Source organism: Rhodococcus sp. C3V, from assembly GCF_029269915.1.
GTDB lineage: Bacteria > Actinomycetota > Actinomycetes > Mycobacteriales > Mycobacteriaceae > Rhodococcus_F > Rhodococcus_F qingshengii.
Genome location: NZ_JARJBE010000001.1, coordinates 706,859 through 721,929, shown reverse-complemented (window position 1 = coordinate 721,929; position 15,071 = coordinate 706,859). Strand labels below are relative to the sequence as shown.

Genomic DNA, 15,071 nt, shown 5'->3' with positions numbered 1-15,071 from the left:
GCAATGACGGGACGCTTGTCCGCAATTGCGGGAACAGTCCGCGATCTGGGCATTCCACTGCCCGGACGCCGACTCGACTACGACGTCGCCGGGAAGGTCGTACTGATCACCGGTGGAGGCGACGGTATCGGTGCAGCGCTGGCGCGCACTCTCCACCGGCGTGGGGCCACCGTGGCACTGGTCGACGTCAACGAGAGTTCATTGGCAACGGCCGAGCGCTCATTCGAGTCACAGCGAGTCGTGACGGTGACGGCCGATGTCCGAGATCGGGACGGCATGACCGCAGCCGTGCAAACGATCATCGAGCAGCTGGGCAGAATCGACGTCGTAGTGGCCAACGCCGGAATCACCCCTCCCCCGGCAACATTGCGCCAGATCGATCCCGACGCCTTCGATCGTGTGCTCGACGTCAATCTCACCGGCGTCTTCAACACCGTGCATCCGACCATCGACGAGGTGATCCGCAACAGTGGGCACATCGTCGTCGTGTCATCGGCGGCGTCGTTCGCCCCCGGTTTGGGCGGCGCTTCGTACATGATCAGCAAGGCTGGGGTCGAAGCGCTCGGCCGGGCGCTGCGTCTCGAGGTTGCCGGCTACGGCGCTACTGCCGGCATCGCGTACTTCGGGATGGTGGATACACAACTTGCACGCGCAACACTCGACGACGACGAGATCGGGCGCAAACTCGACGCTCGACTACCCGGTCCCCTCCGTCATCGAATCTCCCCGGACCGTGCCGCCACCGTGATCGCCGACGCGATCGCGCGCCGCGCCGCCCGGACCCTTGCCCCCGCTGCCTGGGAACCCTGGGCGTGGGGACGCGGATTCATCAATGTCCTTGCCGACGGTTACCTGGCAAAAGACAAACAGGCACACGACCTGATCCGCGAACTCGAAGACAGAACCACCGCTGCGGCCCCAACGAATGCGTCAGCCCTGACAAAGGCATCCAGGAGAACATCATGACTACGTTGTGTGCAGCCTTCCAGCGAGTGTCGGCGGTAGCGCCCGACGCGGTGGCCCTGCGAGACATCGGCGATGCGCGAACACTGACGTGGCGCGCGTACGGCGAACAGGTTCGCGATGTTGCCGCGGGATTGGCCGGAATCGGCGTGGGACATGGCGATACGGTTGCATTGATGATGAGTAACCGCATCGAGTTCTACCCGATCGACGTCGGCGCCCAACACCTCGGCGCGACATCCTTCTCCATCTACAACACGTCGGCACCCGAAGCCATCCAGTACATCCTCGCCAATTCCGGTGCGCGAGTGCTCGTCTGCGAGGCCCAGTACGTGGATACCGTTCGCCGATCCGGTGCCACACTCGACACGATCGTGGTCGTCGACGCGCAACCGTCTGCCCAGCAGTCCGGCACCCTGACGCTGGAGCAGATGAAGTCCTCTGCTGCCGCCGATTTCGATTTCGATAGCACCTGGCGTGCGGTGAAACCGAACGACGTCGCCACGTTGATCTACACCTCCGGCACGACCGGCAACCCCAAGGGCGTCGAGACGACTCATGCCTGTCTGTTGTTCGAAACCACCGCCGTCAGTGCTGTACTCCCCGTCGAGTTCGGTGACCGCATCACCTCGTACATGCCGTCGGCGCACATAGCCGATCGGCTCACCTGCCTGTACATGCAAATGGTGTTCGGCACCCAGATCACTGTCGTGCCGGATCCGAGCCAGGTAGCGGCTGCGCTTCCGGACTGTCGCCCCACGATCTGGGGCAGTGTCCCCCGTGTGTGGGAAAAGCTGAAGGTTGCAGTCGAATCGGCCGTCGCCAACGAACCGGACGACGCGCGGCGAGCGGCATTGCAGTGGGCACTCGACGTCGGTCGCACTCGGCTCGCACACTTGCGAGCCGGTGAAACAGTCCCCGCCGAACTGGAAGCGGACTACGCCCGAGCCGATGCAATGGTCCTCTCCGCTCTGCGTGCGAAACTCGGTTTTGCCGAACTGAAGTGGGCCATCTCTGGCGCTGCACCGATTCCGCCGGACACCTTGGCATTCTTTGCAGCCCTGGGAGTTCCGATCTCGGAGATCTGGGGAATGTCCGAGCTGACATGCATTGCGAGCACCGCACCGGCCGAGCCGACCAAGCTGGGAACGGTCGGAAAGTTGCTTCCAGGCATGGAAATGCGCATCGAGGCCGACGGTGAGCTACTGGTTCGAGGACCGTTGGTCATGAAGGGGTACCGCGGCGAACCGGCAAAAACGGCCGAAGCGATCAGTGCAGACGGTTGGCTTTCGACCGGAGACATCGTCACGGCCGACGCAGACGGATACCTCACGGTGATCGATCGCAAGAAGGAGCTGATCATCAATGCGTCAGGAAAGAACATGTCCCCCGCTGCCATCGAGACCGCAGTGAAGACGTCGTCGTCGTTGATCGGTGAGGTCGTGGCAATCGGAGACGGCCGAAAGTTCAACACAGCGTTGATCACTCTCAGCGCCGACGCCGCGGTCGGAGCGGCACGCTCACTGGGACTTGCGGCCGAGGCCGCGGTACTCGCCAAGGACGCTCGGATCGTCGACATCGTTGCAACTGCTGTCGCCGAGGGAAACTCGCGTCTGTCGAGGGCCGAGCAGATCAAGCGGTTTCACGTACTCACCACGTTCTGGGAGCCAGGCGGCGACGAGCTGACACCGACGATGAAGCTCAGGCGCAAGCCGATAGCCGAGAAGTACGCGTCCGAAATTGCAGCCCTCTATGCGGATTCGGTCGTAGAGGACGTCTACGAGCCTGCGCCCTGCGCATAGATCAGCGTCTCGGTGGCCTTGACCACAAACGTAGCGGCCGATCCCGGAACCAGATCGAGCTCGGCCGCTGCGCTCGCCGTGATGTCGGCAGACAAGCCCGGCTGGCCGGCTTCGTCCTCGGCTCGGACTCGGACGACATCGCCTCGATTTTCGATCTCCGCGATCGTGACCGCAAACGCGTTTCGTGGGCTCCCGTGAGGCGGATCCAGGTAGACCGACACTGCTCGCGGCTCGAAGACTGCCACGGCGGCACTGCCGGCCGGTAGGTCGGTCTCCGTCTGGCCCGCGATATCCACCCCGACCGGACTTCTGAGCATTCCGTCTCCGGCCATCGTGCCGCTGCGCAAGTTGATCCCTGCGATGCGTGCTGCAAATGCACTACGCGGGCGAGTCAGAACTGTTCGTACGTCACCACGTTCGACGACCCGGCCGCCGTCCAGCACGACAACGGTGTCGGCAAGGGCCAGCGCATCCAGAGCGTCGTGCGTGACGAGCACGGCCGTGCGATCTCCTGTTCGGAGCACTCTACGCAGCAACGACCGCAATGCCGGGGCGGAGGCGACGTCGAGCGCAGACATCGGTTCGTCGAGCAGGAGTAGTTCGGGTTCAGCAGCCAATGCCCTCGCCACTGCGACTCGTTGCGCTTGACCGCCGGAGAGCTGTGACGGCTTGCGGTCAGCCAATTCGGCGGCGTCGACTGCGTCGAGCCAGTGGCGCGCGGAATCGGCGGAATCGCGACGCGACCGCCCTGCACTGCGCGGCGCGAACGCCACGTTCGCGGCCGCACTGAGGTGGGGAAAGAGAAGTGCCTCTTGCGCGAGTAGAGCAGTGCCGCGCCGATGCGGCGCCAACGCGACTCCCCTACCGGTATCGGTGAGAACGCGAGAATTCAGTTCGATCAACCCACGCCGCGGGTGATGTAGTCCGGCAACCGCCGCCAGTACCGTCGACTTGCCTGCGCCGTTCGGTCCGAGGACAGCGGTCACCTCACCGGCCGCGACGTCGAACGTCGCAACGACATCGCGCTCCGGAATCTCGATGTCGACGTGGAGGCCACTCACAACGAACCCGCCGATCCGCGTCCACGCACCGCAACCACGATGACCACCGCGACTACGACCAACACCAGCGAAAGCGCTACCGCTGCATCCGGATCGGTCTCACGCTGGAGATAGATTTCCAACGGCAGGGTACGCGTGACCCCTTGCAGACTTCCCGCGAACGTCAGCGTTGCACCGAACTCCCCCAGTGCGCGAGCGAAAGCCAGCACTGCCCCTGACACCAGACCGGGAAGCACCAGCGGCAAAGTCACCCGGCGAAGCACGGTGGTCGGGCGGGCTCCGAGCGTCGAGGCTACAGCCTCGTATCGTGTGCCCGCAGTGCGTAGCGCACCTTCGAGGCTGACGACGAGGAACGGTAGCGCGACAAACGTCTGCGCCAGGACCACCGCGGTTGTCGAGAATGCTATCTGGATGCCGAGCACTTCCAACTGCTCACCGATCAACCCTTTGCGCCCGAACGTGTACAGCAACGCGATACCGCCCACCACTGGCGGCAGAACCAGCGGGAGCAGAATCAAGGATCGAAGAACGGACAGTCCCCGAAAATGACTGCGCGCCAACACCGCGGCCATCGGTACCCCGAACAGGATGCACAGCAGCGTGCTCATCGCTGCTGTCTTCAAACTCAGTTTCAACGCGGCAACCGACGATTCGGAAGTCACGAGTTCCCAGAACTGCGACCACTGCACGGTGGCCAGCATCGCGGCCAAGGGAGCGATGACAAACGCCCCGCCGATCAGCGCGGGAAGGTAAATCCATACCGGCAACCCGAGCGGGGCTCGGGCTGACGGTCGTAGGCGTGTCACGGAGCAGCGAATCCCGCGTCACTCAGAACTGCCAGGCCCTTGGGACCCTTCACGAGATCGACGAACTTGGTTGCCGTTTCCGAATTCTTCGAATCCTTCAGCACCGCAATCTGGTACAGGTTGACCACCGTGGTGGCTTCCGGGAACGCGACGGTCTGAACCTTGTCACCAGCGGACTTCGCGTCGGTGACGTAAACGATGCCGGCATCGGCCTGCCCGGACGTCACCTTGTTGAGAACGTCGGTCACCGACGATTCTTCGCTGACGGGCGAGAGGGTCTCGCCGGTGGCCGTCTCGACCTTCTTCGTAGCCGCGCCACAAGGGACCTGCGGAGCGCAGATCACCAGTTGCGTCCCCTCCTTTGCCAGATCGGCGAACGACGCGATGCCCTTCGGATTGCCCGGCGGCACAACAATCGTCAAGGTGTTGCTCGCGAAGTCCGAGGGCGACCCCGCGACGACACCGGCGTCGGTGGCCTTGGTCATGTTGGCGGCGTCAGCCGAGGCGAACACGTCAGCCGGTGCGCCCTGAGTGATCTGAGCGACGAGGTCCGAGGACCCGGCAAAGCTGAAAGTGACCGATGAACCAGGGTTCTCGGACTCGAATTCCTTGCCGAGTTCGGTGAAGCTGTTCTTGAGTGACGCCGCCGCGAAGACGGTGATGCTTCCCGTGGCACTCGCAGTCGAAGTGGTTGTGGTCGGAGCGGCCGACGACGTCTCCGACGAAGAATTGTCGGAGGAACTACAACCGGTCACCAGGGCAAGCGAAAAGGCACCTGCTGCAACAAGTCCGACTACACGCTTCACGAATTTCCTCCAGTATGTTCAAAAACTACGGCGTTTCCACGATGACCGTGGTGGCCTTCACGATTGCGACTCCGATACTCCCGACCTCGAGTCCGAGCTCCCGAACCGCGTCGGTACTCATCAACGAGACGACAGTGAAGGGCCCACACTGCATTTCGACCTGGGCCATCACCTTGTCGGTGACGACCTTGGTGACGAGGCCGGCGAACCGGTTGCGGGCCGAACTCGCACCCGTGAGCGGATCGGCCGGTGCGGGTCCGGCGTTGGACCGGGCGAAGCCAGCCAACTCGGCACCGTCGATGACCTTGCGGCCGGAGTCGTCCGTCGTCGCGGTGAGAAGCCCACCGTCGACCCACCGCCGGACGGTGTCGTCACTGACACCGAGCAGGCCGGCAGCTTCGCGGATTCGAATGTTGGGCACCAGGTGATCGTAGGTCGCAAGTGCGGACCTAACAAGCCGAAATACTCCGCAGATGCGTGAACTAGTCAATCATGATCACGTATCTGCGGAGCATTGTCGATAGTTGCCGTAGACGAATCAGCGCATCATTCTTCGGCCCAGGGCACACGGCAGGAGTCGGTGCTGAACCCCTGCTCGGTAATCCCCAACGCCGAATACATCCGGGCACGCATGTTCTCGAGCCCGATCTGATAGGTCAGTTCCACGACGCCCGCTCGCCCGAACCTGCGCTCGAGATCCGCGACCTGTTCGTCCGTCACCCCGTTCTCCCCATGGGGGTCACCGGTCATGGCGTCGGCGTAGGCGATCGCGGCCCGCTGGTCTTCGCTGTACTTCGATGCATCCCGGTAGTTCGCGATCTCTTTCAACTTGTCGATGTCCAAACCGTCCAAGCGCGAGAGCATCGTCCCGAAGTCGACACACCACGAGCAGCCGACAGTCCAGGCGACGCGATAGACGGCCAGTTCACGAATGTTCGAGGGCAGCACCTTCGACGCCTTCTGCACAGCCATCTCGTGGCGGGCAGCCGCGACGAACAATTTCCGATGGTTGGCCAGGACGGCAAAGGGCTCGGGGACTTCGTCGTACTGCCTGGCGGCGAATTTGTATGCCACTTTGATCAACGGACCGGCTTCTGACGGTGTCACTGCGGGAATGCGAGTCATGGCAAGCCTCCGTATGTTCTGGGGCACCGGATTCGATGCTCTCTACAGAGTTGGACGATGGCGGCGATTCAAACGTGACAAGCACCGCGTCCGAGCGGATGTGAGGATGCGGTGTCAGCCGACTAAGCTGCAAAGATGCCTTCGACGCCCCGCAACCGCACCGTCTCGCGTCTGCAGCCGTTCGCATCCACGATCTTCGCCGAAATGACAGCGTTGGCCACCCTTCACGACGCGGTCAACCTCGGTCAGGGCTTTCCGGATACCGACGGTCCTGCGGCCATGCTCGAGGTAGCGCGCCGAGCCATCGCCGAGGGCGTCAATCAATACCCGCCCGGTCCGGGCATGCCCGTCTTGCGTCAGGCCATCGCGGAGGATCGGCGCATCCGCTACGGACTCGACAGTGATCCCGACTCCGAAGTTCTGGTCACCGTCGGCGCCACCGAGGCGATCAGTGCTGCGATTCTCGGACTGGTCGAACCCGGCGAAGAAGTAGTGCTGATCGAGCCGTACTACGACTCCTACGCTGCATCCGTCGCGTTGGCAGGCGCTGTACGTCGCACAGTTCCGTTGGTAACCGCGGGAGACGGATTTGCGGTCGATCTCGATGCATTGCGCGGCGCGATCACCGCCAAGACGAAGATGCTGATCGTCAACAGTCCTCACAACCCCACCGGCACCGTATTCACCGATCACGAACTTCGAGCGATCGCCGAACTCGCGTGCGAACGCGACCTGATCGTGTTGAGCGACGAGGTCTACGAGCACTTGGTCTTCGACGGCCTCACCCACACACCGATGGCGTCGCTCCCGGGCATGCGTGAGCGCACCGTCACGGTGTCCAGTGCCGCAAAGACTTTCAATGTCACCGGCTGGAAAACCGGCTGGGCGATCGGCCCGCGCGAACTCATCGACGGAGTCCGTGCCGCCAAGCAGTTCATGTCATTTGTTGCCGGTGCACCGTTCCAACCGGCCGTTGCCTACGCGCTCACCAACGAACAGCCGTGGGTCGTCGAACTTCGACAGAGCTTGCAAGGCAAACGCGACGTGCTCGGTAAAGCTCTGACCGAGGCCGGTTTCACGGTGCATTCCGGTGGCGGCACGTACTTCCTCCTTGCCGACATCAGACCGTTGGGCGAAACCGATGCGGGAGATTTCTGCCGCGCACTGCCCGAGCGGATCGGCGTCGCGGCCGTTCCGGTCGACGTGTTCGCGGACAACCGCGACGATTGGAAGCACCTGGTGCGCTTCGCCTTCTGCAAGCAGGACCACATTCTGTCCGAAGCTGCACGCCGTCTCCACCTGCTCCAAGGAGCAGCGCACCCATGACAGCGCGGACCATCCCGACCGCATTCGTCCACCGCTATCTCGCGTTCTCGCCGGACAACGACGTCGACTTGTCGGGTGCACTGCGCGCTGCCGGGATCGACCTCGAGACACTGTCCGACCCGCGCGCCCGGCTGACCCCGACTCAGGTCACCACGTTCATCCAATCCACCTGGCAGATCACCGACGACGAATTGTTCGGCCTCGGATCCGCCCCGGTCCCCCGTGGCACTTTCCGATTGATCTGCCTGACGTTGATCCATTGCCCTGATCTCGGATCGGCCTTCGCTCGAATGTCCGACGTGATCCGTGCGCTACCGGCTCTGGCCCCACTGTCGATCGAGAAGGGCGAGGAAAGCACTCGGGTGAGTTTCGCTGTCCGAGCTCGCGAAGGCGTCGCCGAACCTGATGTCGCAGAACGTGTCACAACCGATTTCGTCCTGATCTTGCTGCACCGATTTTCCGCATGGTTGATCGGAAAGCGCGTCCGACTTCGGGCGGTCGAGTTTCCGTACTCGGCACCGGATGCACGGTTGGCGCAGGACTACGACTACATCTTCGGAGCGCCGGTCACCTTCGGCGCGAAGCGCGCGGCACTGGAGTTCGACAACTCGGCCATGCGTGCACCGATCATCCAAACCGAGGAGACGTTGGAGGAGTACCTCCGAGAATCTCCGATTCAGCTCATGTCCGAACGTGATTACGACAGCACTGCGTCGGCGCAGGTACGACGGGTCCTGGAACTCGGGGTGAAGGGGCGAACCTCCACGGCCGAGGAGATCGCGGAGATGCTCTCGATCAGCGTTCCCCATCTGCGTCGACTGCTGCGGCGTGACGGAACATCACTCAATCAACTACGCGAGGAAGTGCTCCGCGACGTAGCCATCGCTGGTTTGCGGCGCGGAGAATCCGTCGAAGTACTCTCGGCGCGATTGGGGTTCTCCGAGCCCAGCGCCTTCCGTCGGGCCTTCAAACGATGGACCGGCGACACTCCGAGTTCGTACCGCTAGCTGACGCAGAACTCGTTTCCTTCGGGATCGGTCATCGTGATCCACACGCTCGGCCCCTGCGCTCCTCGGTGCAGGATCGTCGCCCCCACCGTCTCGAGGTGCGCTGCGACATCCTCGCGCTTGTCGCCCACTCGTATGTCGAAATGGAGCCGGTTCTTCACCGTCTTCGATTCCGGAACCAGTTGGAACAGAACGCGGGGACGTTCGGGATGCTCCGGATCGCTGATGGCCGCACCTTCGCGCCAGACGAGGACTCCCTCGAATGTCGTGGTGTCGGATTCCTTGGCGTGACCAGCGGCGACGAGGCCCCTGATGAAGTCTTCGTCGCTGGGCTCCGCTGCCCACCCGAGTGCTGCGGCCCACCACTTCGCCTGTTCGTGCGGATGTGCCGAATCTACTGTGACTTGAAATTCGTATCCCATGTTCCGACGTTAACGCCGACCACCGACACCTAGTGAAGGTTCAGCCGAGCCCGGGAGTCAGTCGACGCTCTTGATGGTCTTCATGGTGATCAACGATGTCACCCGCGAGACAGCCGGAAGCCCGCTGAGCTTGGTGACCATGAAGTTCTCATACGTCGCGAGATCTTTCACCGCGACCCGAATGAAGTAGTCGGGAATTCCGAACAACCGCCGACATTCGATCACTTCGTCGAAGGCGGCGACCTGGGATTCGAAGTCCTCGATGGTGGCCTGGTCGTTGACTCCGATCTCGGCGGTGACGATCACCTGAAATCCTCGACCGAGCGCTTCCTGACTGACGATCGCCCGGTACCCGGTAATGATTCCGTCGGCTTCGAGCTTCTTCACCCGACGCAGGCAAGGTGAGGGTGTCAGACCCACCAGATCCGCCAACTCGGTGTTGGTCAAACTCGAGTCCTGGCGTAGGTGAAACAAAATTGCGTCATCCATGGCATCCATCGCACTATTATTGCGCACTGTTCAATATGTGGGCATTCTGAGCAATCGATCACCTCGATCTTTGTTATAGATTTGCGTCGTGATCGAACCAGCATCGTCGACGGCCGCACCGGCCGTCGAACTCCCACCGCGAACCCCGGCGTGGCGGCACGCCTTCCAGCTGTCGCTACCGGTTGGATTCGGCCTGCTCCCACTCGGGATCGCACTTGGCGTTCTTGTGGTCCAACAAGGGCTCAGCCCTTGGTGGGCAGTCGCTTTCACCTCGCTGATCTACGCAGGATCGCTGGAGTTTCTCGCGGTCGGAATGGTCGCGGCCATGACACCGCTGCCGTACGTCGCTCTGACCGCACTGCTGGTCAACTTTCGACATGTGTTCTACGCCTTGAGTTTTCCGCTGGAAAAGATTCGCAACCCCTTCGCCCGCTTCTACAGCATGTTCGCGCTGACCGACGAGGCCTATGCGATGTCGGTAACTGCCGATCCCAAGGCACTCACCGGACGCGTCATCGTCTACTCCCAGCTGTACCTGCACGGCTACTGGATCGGTGGCGCGATCCTGGGCGCGACGGCAGGACAGTGGATTCCGGACTCGATCGTCGGCCTCGACTTCGCCCTGACGGCGTTGTTCGTCGTCCTCTCGATCGAAGCGATTCGCGCACAAAACGGATTCGCGGTGCCGGTCGCCGCGGTCACCTGCGCTCTGGTCGCCCGGCTCGCAGCGCCGGACCACATGCTGCCAATTGCAATGGGCGCCTTCGTGCTCTTCCTGATCGGCCGCTTTGTCTACGACTCACGAAAGGCGAAGATCGATGCCTGACACCTCGTACATCTTTGCGGCGGTCGCCGTCATGGCCGTGGTCACCTTCGCGCTGCGCGCAATCCCCTTCGCCGCGCTCATGCCGTTGCGCTCCTCCGCCCTGGTCGGCTACCTCGGCATCTACATGCCGGCAGGCGTCATGTTGATCCTCGTGATGTATTCACTCAAAGGGGTGTCGATCGCCGCCCCTTCTCACGGCCTACCCGAACTGATTGCAGTGTGCGCCACGATCGCCGCGCACCTCTGGCGAAAGAATGCCGTACTGAGCATCGTCGTCGGAACGACGATCTACGTCGCGCTGGTCAATACCGTGTTCGCCTGAGCAATTCCCATCCGGGAGCAAAGCAGTTTTACTCCCGAATGGGCAATTTGTAACCTCCAGGCGCTTATCTGAACAGTTGAACACTTATACGATTTCAGTAGCGTGGCCGCCGGCCGCGACTGAAGGATCGGTGAGGTTCGATGTCCACGACAATGACCATGACGGGCACTCGAATCGCCGGTGCTTGGCACAGTCTGGATCGAGGCCAGCGTCGAAGCATCATCGGGATGACCGTCACCGTCGTAGCGCTCAACGTCGTCGGGTGGGCAGTTCTTCTCGGCCTGGTTGTCCCCGGCCACTACACGATCGAAGGCAGTGTCTTCGGCGTCGGACTCGGCGTCACGGCGTACACGCTCGGCATGCGCCATGCTTTCGACGCCGATCACATCGCCGCTATCGACAACACCACTCGGAAGTTGGTGGCGGACGGCAAGAAACCGATGTCCGTCGGGTTCTGGTTTTCGCTCGGACACTCGACCATCGTCTTCGTACTCGTCGCCCTCTTGGCTTTGGGTGTGCGGCAACTGGCCACCAGCCTTTCCGACGACAACTCCGATCTGGAGAAGTGGACCGGCTTGTTCGGCACCACCATTTCCGGCACGTTCCTGATTTTGATCGGAATCTTGAACCTTGTCTCTCTCATCGGGATTCATCGGGTGTACACGAAGTACAAGGCCGGAACCTTCGACGAGGAACAACTCGAGAAGGAACTCGACAGCCGTGGCGCCCTGAACAAGATTCTGGGCCCGGTGATGAAGATGGTTCGCAAGCCCTGGCACATGTACCCGGTCGGCCTACTGTTCGGATTGGGATTCGACACCGTCACCGAAGTCGGGCTGTTGGTGATCGCCGGCGGCGCGGCGGCGACAGGGCTCCCGTGGTATTCGATCCTCGTTCTGCCGATCCTCTTCTGCGCCGGGATGTCGCTTTTCGACTCGATCGACGGATCGTTCATGAACTTCGCCTACGGTTGGGCATTTGCTCAGCCGGTCCGAAAGATCTACTACAACATGGTGATCACCGGACTCTCGGTGGCAGTGGCACTGCTGATCGGGACCCAGGAAATCATCTCGATCTTCACCGACAAACTCGACATCCACGACGGGTTTCTCGGCGCCATCGGGAACTTGGATCTCGGCGCGATGGGCTTCATCATCGTCGGACTCTTCGTCGTCACATGGATGATCGCCCTCCTCGTGTGGCGGTACGGCCGCATCGAAGAACGGTGGCAGGCTCAGTCCGGTGCAGCAGTAGCACGACGAGCGACAGCAGACGAAGCGATGTGAATTCGACTCGGTCTACGCAGAATCATGGGCCACCCGAAAGCGAATAGCTGATGTACGTCTCGCCCCATTTCAGGTACGCGCTCGACGTCGCCTGGCCGCGGATCTGGTCGTTCTGCCACTGGTAGACAGCGCGCCACGGAAATACGGAACTCACTTGTTCCAAGGTGTACTGCTCACGATGGCCCTGCGCGAATCGCTGTTCGAGATCTTCACGAGTGCGCGGCGGGAAATTGCTGATCAGGTAGGTCCGGCCGAGAGACTCGATGCGCCCTGGCGGCGCAAAGACATCAGCGCTGCGATAAGTGAAGGCCAGATACAGGTAGGCCGCCACCACAATCGTTGCCAGCGCTACCGCGCCGATCTTGATTGCACGTCGAAGCAGGGTCGGCATGGCTCACAGTACAATCCAATTCTCCTGTCGAGCACATTCAGTGCGTTTCCCACATTTATCGAAAGACGCATCCCGCGGAGTTGGCGAGATGCAATAGTGGAGTTCGAACGGGGTGAGCCCCGGCTAGGAGAAAACGGTGCGGATACGTCATGCGGTAGTGGGTGTGGCAATCACGGGACTTGTTCTTGCAGTGGCAGGCTGCGGTGGCGGCGACGGCGAAGCTGCCGAAGGACCAGGCATCGCCGTGGCGGCGGAAACCAAGCAAGTTCCCGACCGGGAGACCGTGCATCGACCTGGCCTCATCGACACCAGCATTTCCCCGTTCGACGTGCCTGCATGGCCAGGCCCGCACCCCTCCGAATTCCTCGAGCCCAACCCGCCGTCGGGCGAGAGCGGTGAGATCGCCGGCGACCAAGCCGCGACAACGTACGCGGCCTCGCTCGACAACCCCGACGCACTATGGAATGTCGGTGGCACGGTGCAGTGGCTGGTTGTCGAGCCGATTCCCTGAAGGTCTTCCATCTAGGTCTCCGCTCTGACCGACTCCAGACGATCTTTGCGAGTTCAGTCCCGCGACAACGCTGCACAGAATTCGCCGGGTTGGTCGACATGCAACCGCAGCCCACCGATCGTGGTGGGAGTGGCCTTCGAGAGCCGTTTCGGGAGCGTGACCGAGAGCGGTTGATCGAAGTCGACATCCACGACAGTGCCGTCGGGCCCCGGCAGAACCAAGCGATCGTCGACAATCGCATTTGCTGTCTCACCGAATCTTCGGACCATGCTCGCCCGCGAAATCCGTGATCGGTCCACCTCGACTCGAATGCCCGTGCCGGAACGAAACACCACCGTTCGAGCGGACACGAGATGCGGGTGCACGACGCGTCCGGCAAGCCAACCGCCAATCGCAATCAGCGACAACACCGTTGCAACGAGCAGCACGACGCGAAGCCACTGCCACGGCACCAGGAAGTGAATCGCCACGGCCTCGATCACACTCGCCGCAACAAATGCCACCGGTATCGACATGGTCCCCCTCGCGTAGCCGAAAGTCGCTGTATCACTGGAACCTCCGTCTCTCCTGCCCGTCGAGAACAACCACAGTGATCGGATCACGCCGTACCGCCTGACATGAGACGTGTTGCGACGCGCGCAACCACTTCACGTTGCGCTGGATCAGGCACCAGATCCGCGATCGCGACCGAAAAGCCGACACCTGCAGAGTCTCCGTCTGAGCACACGTCGCCGAGCACCCCGGCCAGCGATTCCTCCAGCTCGCAGGACAGACACGCGATCTCGTCTGCAACGTCGACTACCTCACGCCCAGCCAATGCAGCGAAACGACGGTACAGATCGACAATTCGATTCCGGTCGCTCTCGTCGGACAGCAATCGTGCAGCTGTGGAGAACAGTTCGTGCGGCGCTGCGCCCGAGATCGCCACCAATTCCCACATGTCGCGTTCGCGCTCGAACAAGCGTCGCACCGAACCCGTGGGGGACGACGCGATCAACTCGTCGAACGCCGACAGCAGCTCCGTCGGAAGCGGCGAGACCACCCTCCCAGCACCTCGCGCCGTGAGCATTTCCTCGAGGCGCACTCGCTGGTCTGCGAGGACGCGCTGCTTCCGGTCTATCTCCGCGATCAGGGAGGAAAGATCTTCGGCGAAGTCGTCCGGTTCTCGTGCATCGATCGGCGTCGGTTCGATCATCGCTGCAATGGATCCGAGTGGAATGCCGGCGGCGGAGAGCCAACGAATGCGCATCAGCCTGACCAGATCGGGAAGTTCGTAAGTTCTGTAACCGTTGGACAGTCGTCTCGGCTCGGCCAGCAACCCCAGTCGGTGATAGTGCCGAACGGTCCGCGGAGTGGTGCCTGCCGCACTGGCCACGTCGCTGATTCGCATACGAACAGCATTAACTATGACGCTACGTCATAGTCAAGGCCCGGCATGTCGGGCCTTGAGGCATAAGGTCCTGTTCTTCCTGCCAAGAGTTTCGCAGACGAATTTCGCGGGTATTGATCACTTGCGGCGGCGATTTCCAGAGCGAGGGGTCAGCCGCGCAAGGTCTGCCCCCGGCTGTCACTCGCCGGGTGGCGGGCCGCCAAAACCAGCGGGCCGCCGAAAACAATCTGTGCCAGGCGATGATTTCGATGCAAACGACACGACTCGACACAATCCTGATTCTGATCGTCGGGACGGCAATCGGACTGAGCGTCTGGCTGGCCACGCAGGAACCATTCGCGTCGATCGGACTCGGAATCGCAACGGTAGTGATCTGCTGGATCTCTTGCTCGATGATCCACGGCTTCCCACACCGATCGACGAAGGACATGCGTCCGCGCGAGAACCAGGATCGCGAGTCACCGAAACGGCGCTGACGCCGCGTAGGGATGAGGCCAACCGTGGGGGCCCGGACACAGCGAAGTGAGTGGTTCACCTG

The 15,071-nt window shown here is 62.0% G+C and carries 19 protein-coding genes; 9 read left to right on the top strand and 10 right to left on the bottom strand.

Annotated elements, in window-relative coordinates; translation table 11 throughout:
* Nucleotides 1-3 precede the first annotated feature (3 nt).
* Entirely contained in the window at nt 4-966 is a 963-nt protein-coding gene (locus tag P3G66_RS03600; RefSeq protein ID WP_003939733.1) for an SDR family oxidoreductase, read from the top strand.
* Nucleotides 963-2,765, top strand: coding sequence for a fatty acid--CoA ligase FadD11 (gene fadD11 / locus P3G66_RS03595; protein WP_276116199.1), 1,803 nt, complete (start codon nt 963-965; stop codon nt 2,763-2,765). Before P3G66_RS03600 ends, fadD11 begins: the two co-directional genes overlap by 4 nt.
* Here the strand turns inward: fadD11 and P3G66_RS03590 are convergent.
* From P3G66_RS03590 to P3G66_RS03570, 5 genes are all read right to left on the bottom strand, one after another.
* A complete protein-coding gene (locus P3G66_RS03590; RefSeq protein WP_007733546.1) occupies nt 2,741-3,826 on the bottom strand; it encodes an ATP-binding cassette domain-containing protein in 1,086 nt (361 codons plus the stop codon). The two genes, fadD11 and P3G66_RS03590, sit on opposite strands and share 25 nt — an antisense overlap.
* Nucleotides 3,823-4,632 (bottom strand): ABC transporter permease, encoded by an 810-nt coding sequence (locus P3G66_RS03585; RefSeq protein ID WP_007733547.1) that lies wholly within the window; start codon nt 4,630-4,632, stop codon nt 3,823-3,825. The genes P3G66_RS03590 and P3G66_RS03585 overlap by 4 nt, the downstream gene beginning before the upstream one ends.
* On the bottom strand, nt 4,629-5,438 hold the full coding sequence (gene modA / locus P3G66_RS03580; RefSeq protein WP_276116198.1) for a molybdate ABC transporter substrate-binding protein: 810 nt from the start codon (nt 5,436-5,438) through the stop codon (nt 4,629-4,631). The genes P3G66_RS03585 and modA overlap by 4 nt, the downstream gene beginning before the upstream one ends.
* A 25-nt stretch (nt 5,439-5,463) precedes the next feature.
* Nucleotides 5,464-5,859, bottom strand: coding sequence for a TOBE domain-containing protein (locus tag P3G66_RS03575; RefSeq protein ID WP_003940157.1), 396 nt, complete (start codon nt 5,857-5,859; stop codon nt 5,464-5,466).
* Nucleotides 5,860-5,984: 125 nt separating this feature from the next.
* Nucleotides 5,985-6,563 carry a carboxymuconolactone decarboxylase family protein gene (locus P3G66_RS03570; RefSeq protein ID WP_276116197.1) on the bottom strand — a complete coding sequence of 193 codons (579 nt, stop codon included), beginning with the start codon at nt 6,561-6,563 and terminating at the stop codon, nt 5,985-5,987.
* A gap of 135 nt (nt 6,564-6,698) precedes the next feature.
* Between P3G66_RS03570 and P3G66_RS03565 the strand changes: the two genes are divergently transcribed.
* Entirely contained in the window at nt 6,699-7,889 is a 1,191-nt protein-coding gene (locus P3G66_RS03565; RefSeq protein WP_003939670.1) for a pyridoxal phosphate-dependent aminotransferase, read from the top strand.
* Nucleotides 7,886-8,896 carry an AraC family transcriptional regulator gene (locus tag P3G66_RS03560; protein ID WP_003940556.1) on the top strand — a complete coding sequence of 337 codons (1,011 nt, stop codon included), beginning with the start codon at nt 7,886-7,888 and terminating at the stop codon, nt 8,894-8,896. The genes P3G66_RS03565 and P3G66_RS03560 overlap by 4 nt, the downstream gene beginning before the upstream one ends.
* Here the strand turns inward: P3G66_RS03560 and P3G66_RS03555 are convergent.
* The gene (locus P3G66_RS03555; protein WP_003940409.1) at nt 8,893-9,318 is read right to left on the bottom strand and encodes a VOC family protein; all 426 of its coding nucleotides are present in this window, start codon (nt 9,316-9,318) and stop codon (nt 8,893-8,895) included. The two genes, P3G66_RS03560 and P3G66_RS03555, sit on opposite strands and share 4 nt — an antisense overlap.
* 57 nt (nt 9,319-9,375) lie before the next feature.
* Nucleotides 9,376-9,816, bottom strand: coding sequence for an Lrp/AsnC family transcriptional regulator (locus tag P3G66_RS03550; RefSeq protein WP_020970517.1), 441 nt, complete (start codon nt 9,814-9,816; stop codon nt 9,376-9,378).
* A 79-nt stretch (nt 9,817-9,895) separates the two neighbouring features.
* Here P3G66_RS03550 and P3G66_RS03545 point away from each other — a divergent pair, with 79 nt between their 5' ends.
* From P3G66_RS03545 to P3G66_RS03535, 3 genes are all read left to right on the top strand, one after another.
* The gene (locus P3G66_RS03545) at nt 9,896-10,633 is read left to right on the top strand and encodes an AzlC family ABC transporter permease (protein WP_003940360.1); all 738 of its coding nucleotides are present in this window, start codon (nt 9,896-9,898) and stop codon (nt 10,631-10,633) included.
* The gene (locus tag P3G66_RS03540) at nt 10,626-10,955 is read left to right on the top strand and encodes an AzlD domain-containing protein (RefSeq protein WP_276116196.1); all 330 of its coding nucleotides are present in this window, start codon (nt 10,626-10,628) and stop codon (nt 10,953-10,955) included. The genes P3G66_RS03545 and P3G66_RS03540 overlap by 8 nt, the downstream gene beginning before the upstream one ends.
* A gap of 140 nt (nt 10,956-11,095) precedes the next feature.
* Complete coding sequence (locus P3G66_RS03535) at nt 11,096-12,241, top strand: HoxN/HupN/NixA family nickel/cobalt transporter (RefSeq protein WP_276116195.1); 1,146 nt, start codon at nt 11,096-11,098, stop codon at nt 12,239-12,241.
* A gap of 22 nt (nt 12,242-12,263) precedes the next feature.
* Here the strand turns inward: P3G66_RS03535 and P3G66_RS03530 are convergent, their stop codons facing one another.
* On the bottom strand, nt 12,264-12,632 hold the full coding sequence (locus P3G66_RS03530; protein ID WP_054825539.1) for a hypothetical protein: 369 nt from the start codon (nt 12,630-12,632) through the stop codon (nt 12,264-12,266).
* Between the two features lie 136 nt (nt 12,633-12,768).
* On the opposite strand from P3G66_RS03530, the gene P3G66_RS03525 reads away from it, so the two are divergent.
* The gene (locus P3G66_RS03525; RefSeq protein WP_276116194.1) at nt 12,769-13,143 is read left to right on the top strand and encodes a hypothetical protein; all 375 of its coding nucleotides are present in this window, start codon (nt 12,769-12,771) and stop codon (nt 13,141-13,143) included.
* Between the two features lie 53 nt (nt 13,144-13,196).
* On the opposite strand, the gene P3G66_RS03520 is transcribed toward P3G66_RS03525, so the two are convergent.
* Both P3G66_RS03520 and P3G66_RS03515 read right to left on the bottom strand, forming a co-directional pair.
* Nucleotides 13,197-13,658 carry a hypothetical protein gene (locus P3G66_RS03520; RefSeq protein ID WP_003940014.1) on the bottom strand — a complete coding sequence of 154 codons (462 nt, stop codon included), beginning with the start codon at nt 13,656-13,658 and terminating at the stop codon, nt 13,197-13,199.
* An 83-nt stretch (nt 13,659-13,741) separates the two neighbouring features.
* The gene (locus tag P3G66_RS03515; RefSeq protein WP_276116193.1) at nt 13,742-14,533 is read right to left on the bottom strand and encodes a MerR family transcriptional regulator; all 792 of its coding nucleotides are present in this window, start codon (nt 14,531-14,533) and stop codon (nt 13,742-13,744) included.
* Between the two features lie 248 nt (nt 14,534-14,781).
* Here P3G66_RS03515 and P3G66_RS03510 point away from each other — a divergent pair, with 248 nt between their 5' ends.
* Nucleotides 14,782-15,009, top strand: a complete 228-nt coding sequence (locus P3G66_RS03510; RefSeq protein ID WP_020970523.1) for a hypothetical protein — start codon at nt 14,782-14,784, stop codon at nt 15,007-15,009.
* The last annotated feature ends 62 nt before the right edge of the window (nt 15,010-15,071 follow it).

What these genes read in the sequence shown, in the direction of transcription:
- P3G66_RS03530 (WP_054825539.1), bottom strand. Translation starts at nt 12,632, where the DNA reads ATGCCGACCCTGCTTCGACGTGCAATCAAGATCGGCGCGGTAGCGCTG.
- P3G66_RS03540 (WP_276116196.1), top strand. Translation starts at nt 10,626, where the DNA reads ATGCCTGACACCTCGTACATCTTTGCGGCGGTCGCCGTCATGGCCGTG.
- P3G66_RS03520 (WP_003940014.1), bottom strand. Translation starts at nt 13,658, where the DNA reads ATGTCGATACCGGTGGCATTTGTTGCGGCGAGTGTGATCGAGGCCGTG.
- P3G66_RS03550 (WP_020970517.1), bottom strand. Translation starts at nt 9,816, where the DNA reads ATGGATGCCATGGATGACGCAATTTTGTTTCACCTACGCCAGGACTCG.
- P3G66_RS03535 (WP_276116195.1), top strand. Translation starts at nt 11,096, where the DNA reads ATGTCCACGACAATGACCATGACGGGCACTCGAATCGCCGGTGCTTGG.
- P3G66_RS03515 (WP_276116193.1), bottom strand. Translation starts at nt 14,533, where the DNA reads ATGCGAATCAGCGACGTGGCCAGTGCGGCAGGCACCACTCCGCGGACC.
- fadD11 (WP_276116199.1), top strand. Translation starts at nt 963, where the DNA reads ATGACTACGTTGTGTGCAGCCTTCCAGCGAGTGTCGGCGGTAGCGCCC.
- P3G66_RS03510 (WP_020970523.1), top strand. Translation starts at nt 14,782, where the DNA reads ATGCAAACGACACGACTCGACACAATCCTGATTCTGATCGTCGGGACG.
- P3G66_RS03600 (WP_003939733.1), top strand. Translation starts at nt 4, where the DNA reads ATGACGGGACGCTTGTCCGCAATTGCGGGAACAGTCCGCGATCTGGGC.
- P3G66_RS03565 (WP_003939670.1), top strand. Translation starts at nt 6,699, where the DNA reads ATGCCTTCGACGCCCCGCAACCGCACCGTCTCGCGTCTGCAGCCGTTC.
- P3G66_RS03555 (WP_003940409.1), bottom strand. Translation starts at nt 9,318, where the DNA reads ATGGGATACGAATTTCAAGTCACAGTAGATTCGGCACATCCGCACGAA.
- P3G66_RS03570 (WP_276116197.1), bottom strand. Translation starts at nt 6,563, where the DNA reads ATGACTCGCATTCCCGCAGTGACACCGTCAGAAGCCGGTCCGTTGATC.
- P3G66_RS03560 (WP_003940556.1), top strand. Translation starts at nt 7,886, where the DNA reads ATGACAGCGCGGACCATCCCGACCGCATTCGTCCACCGCTATCTCGCG.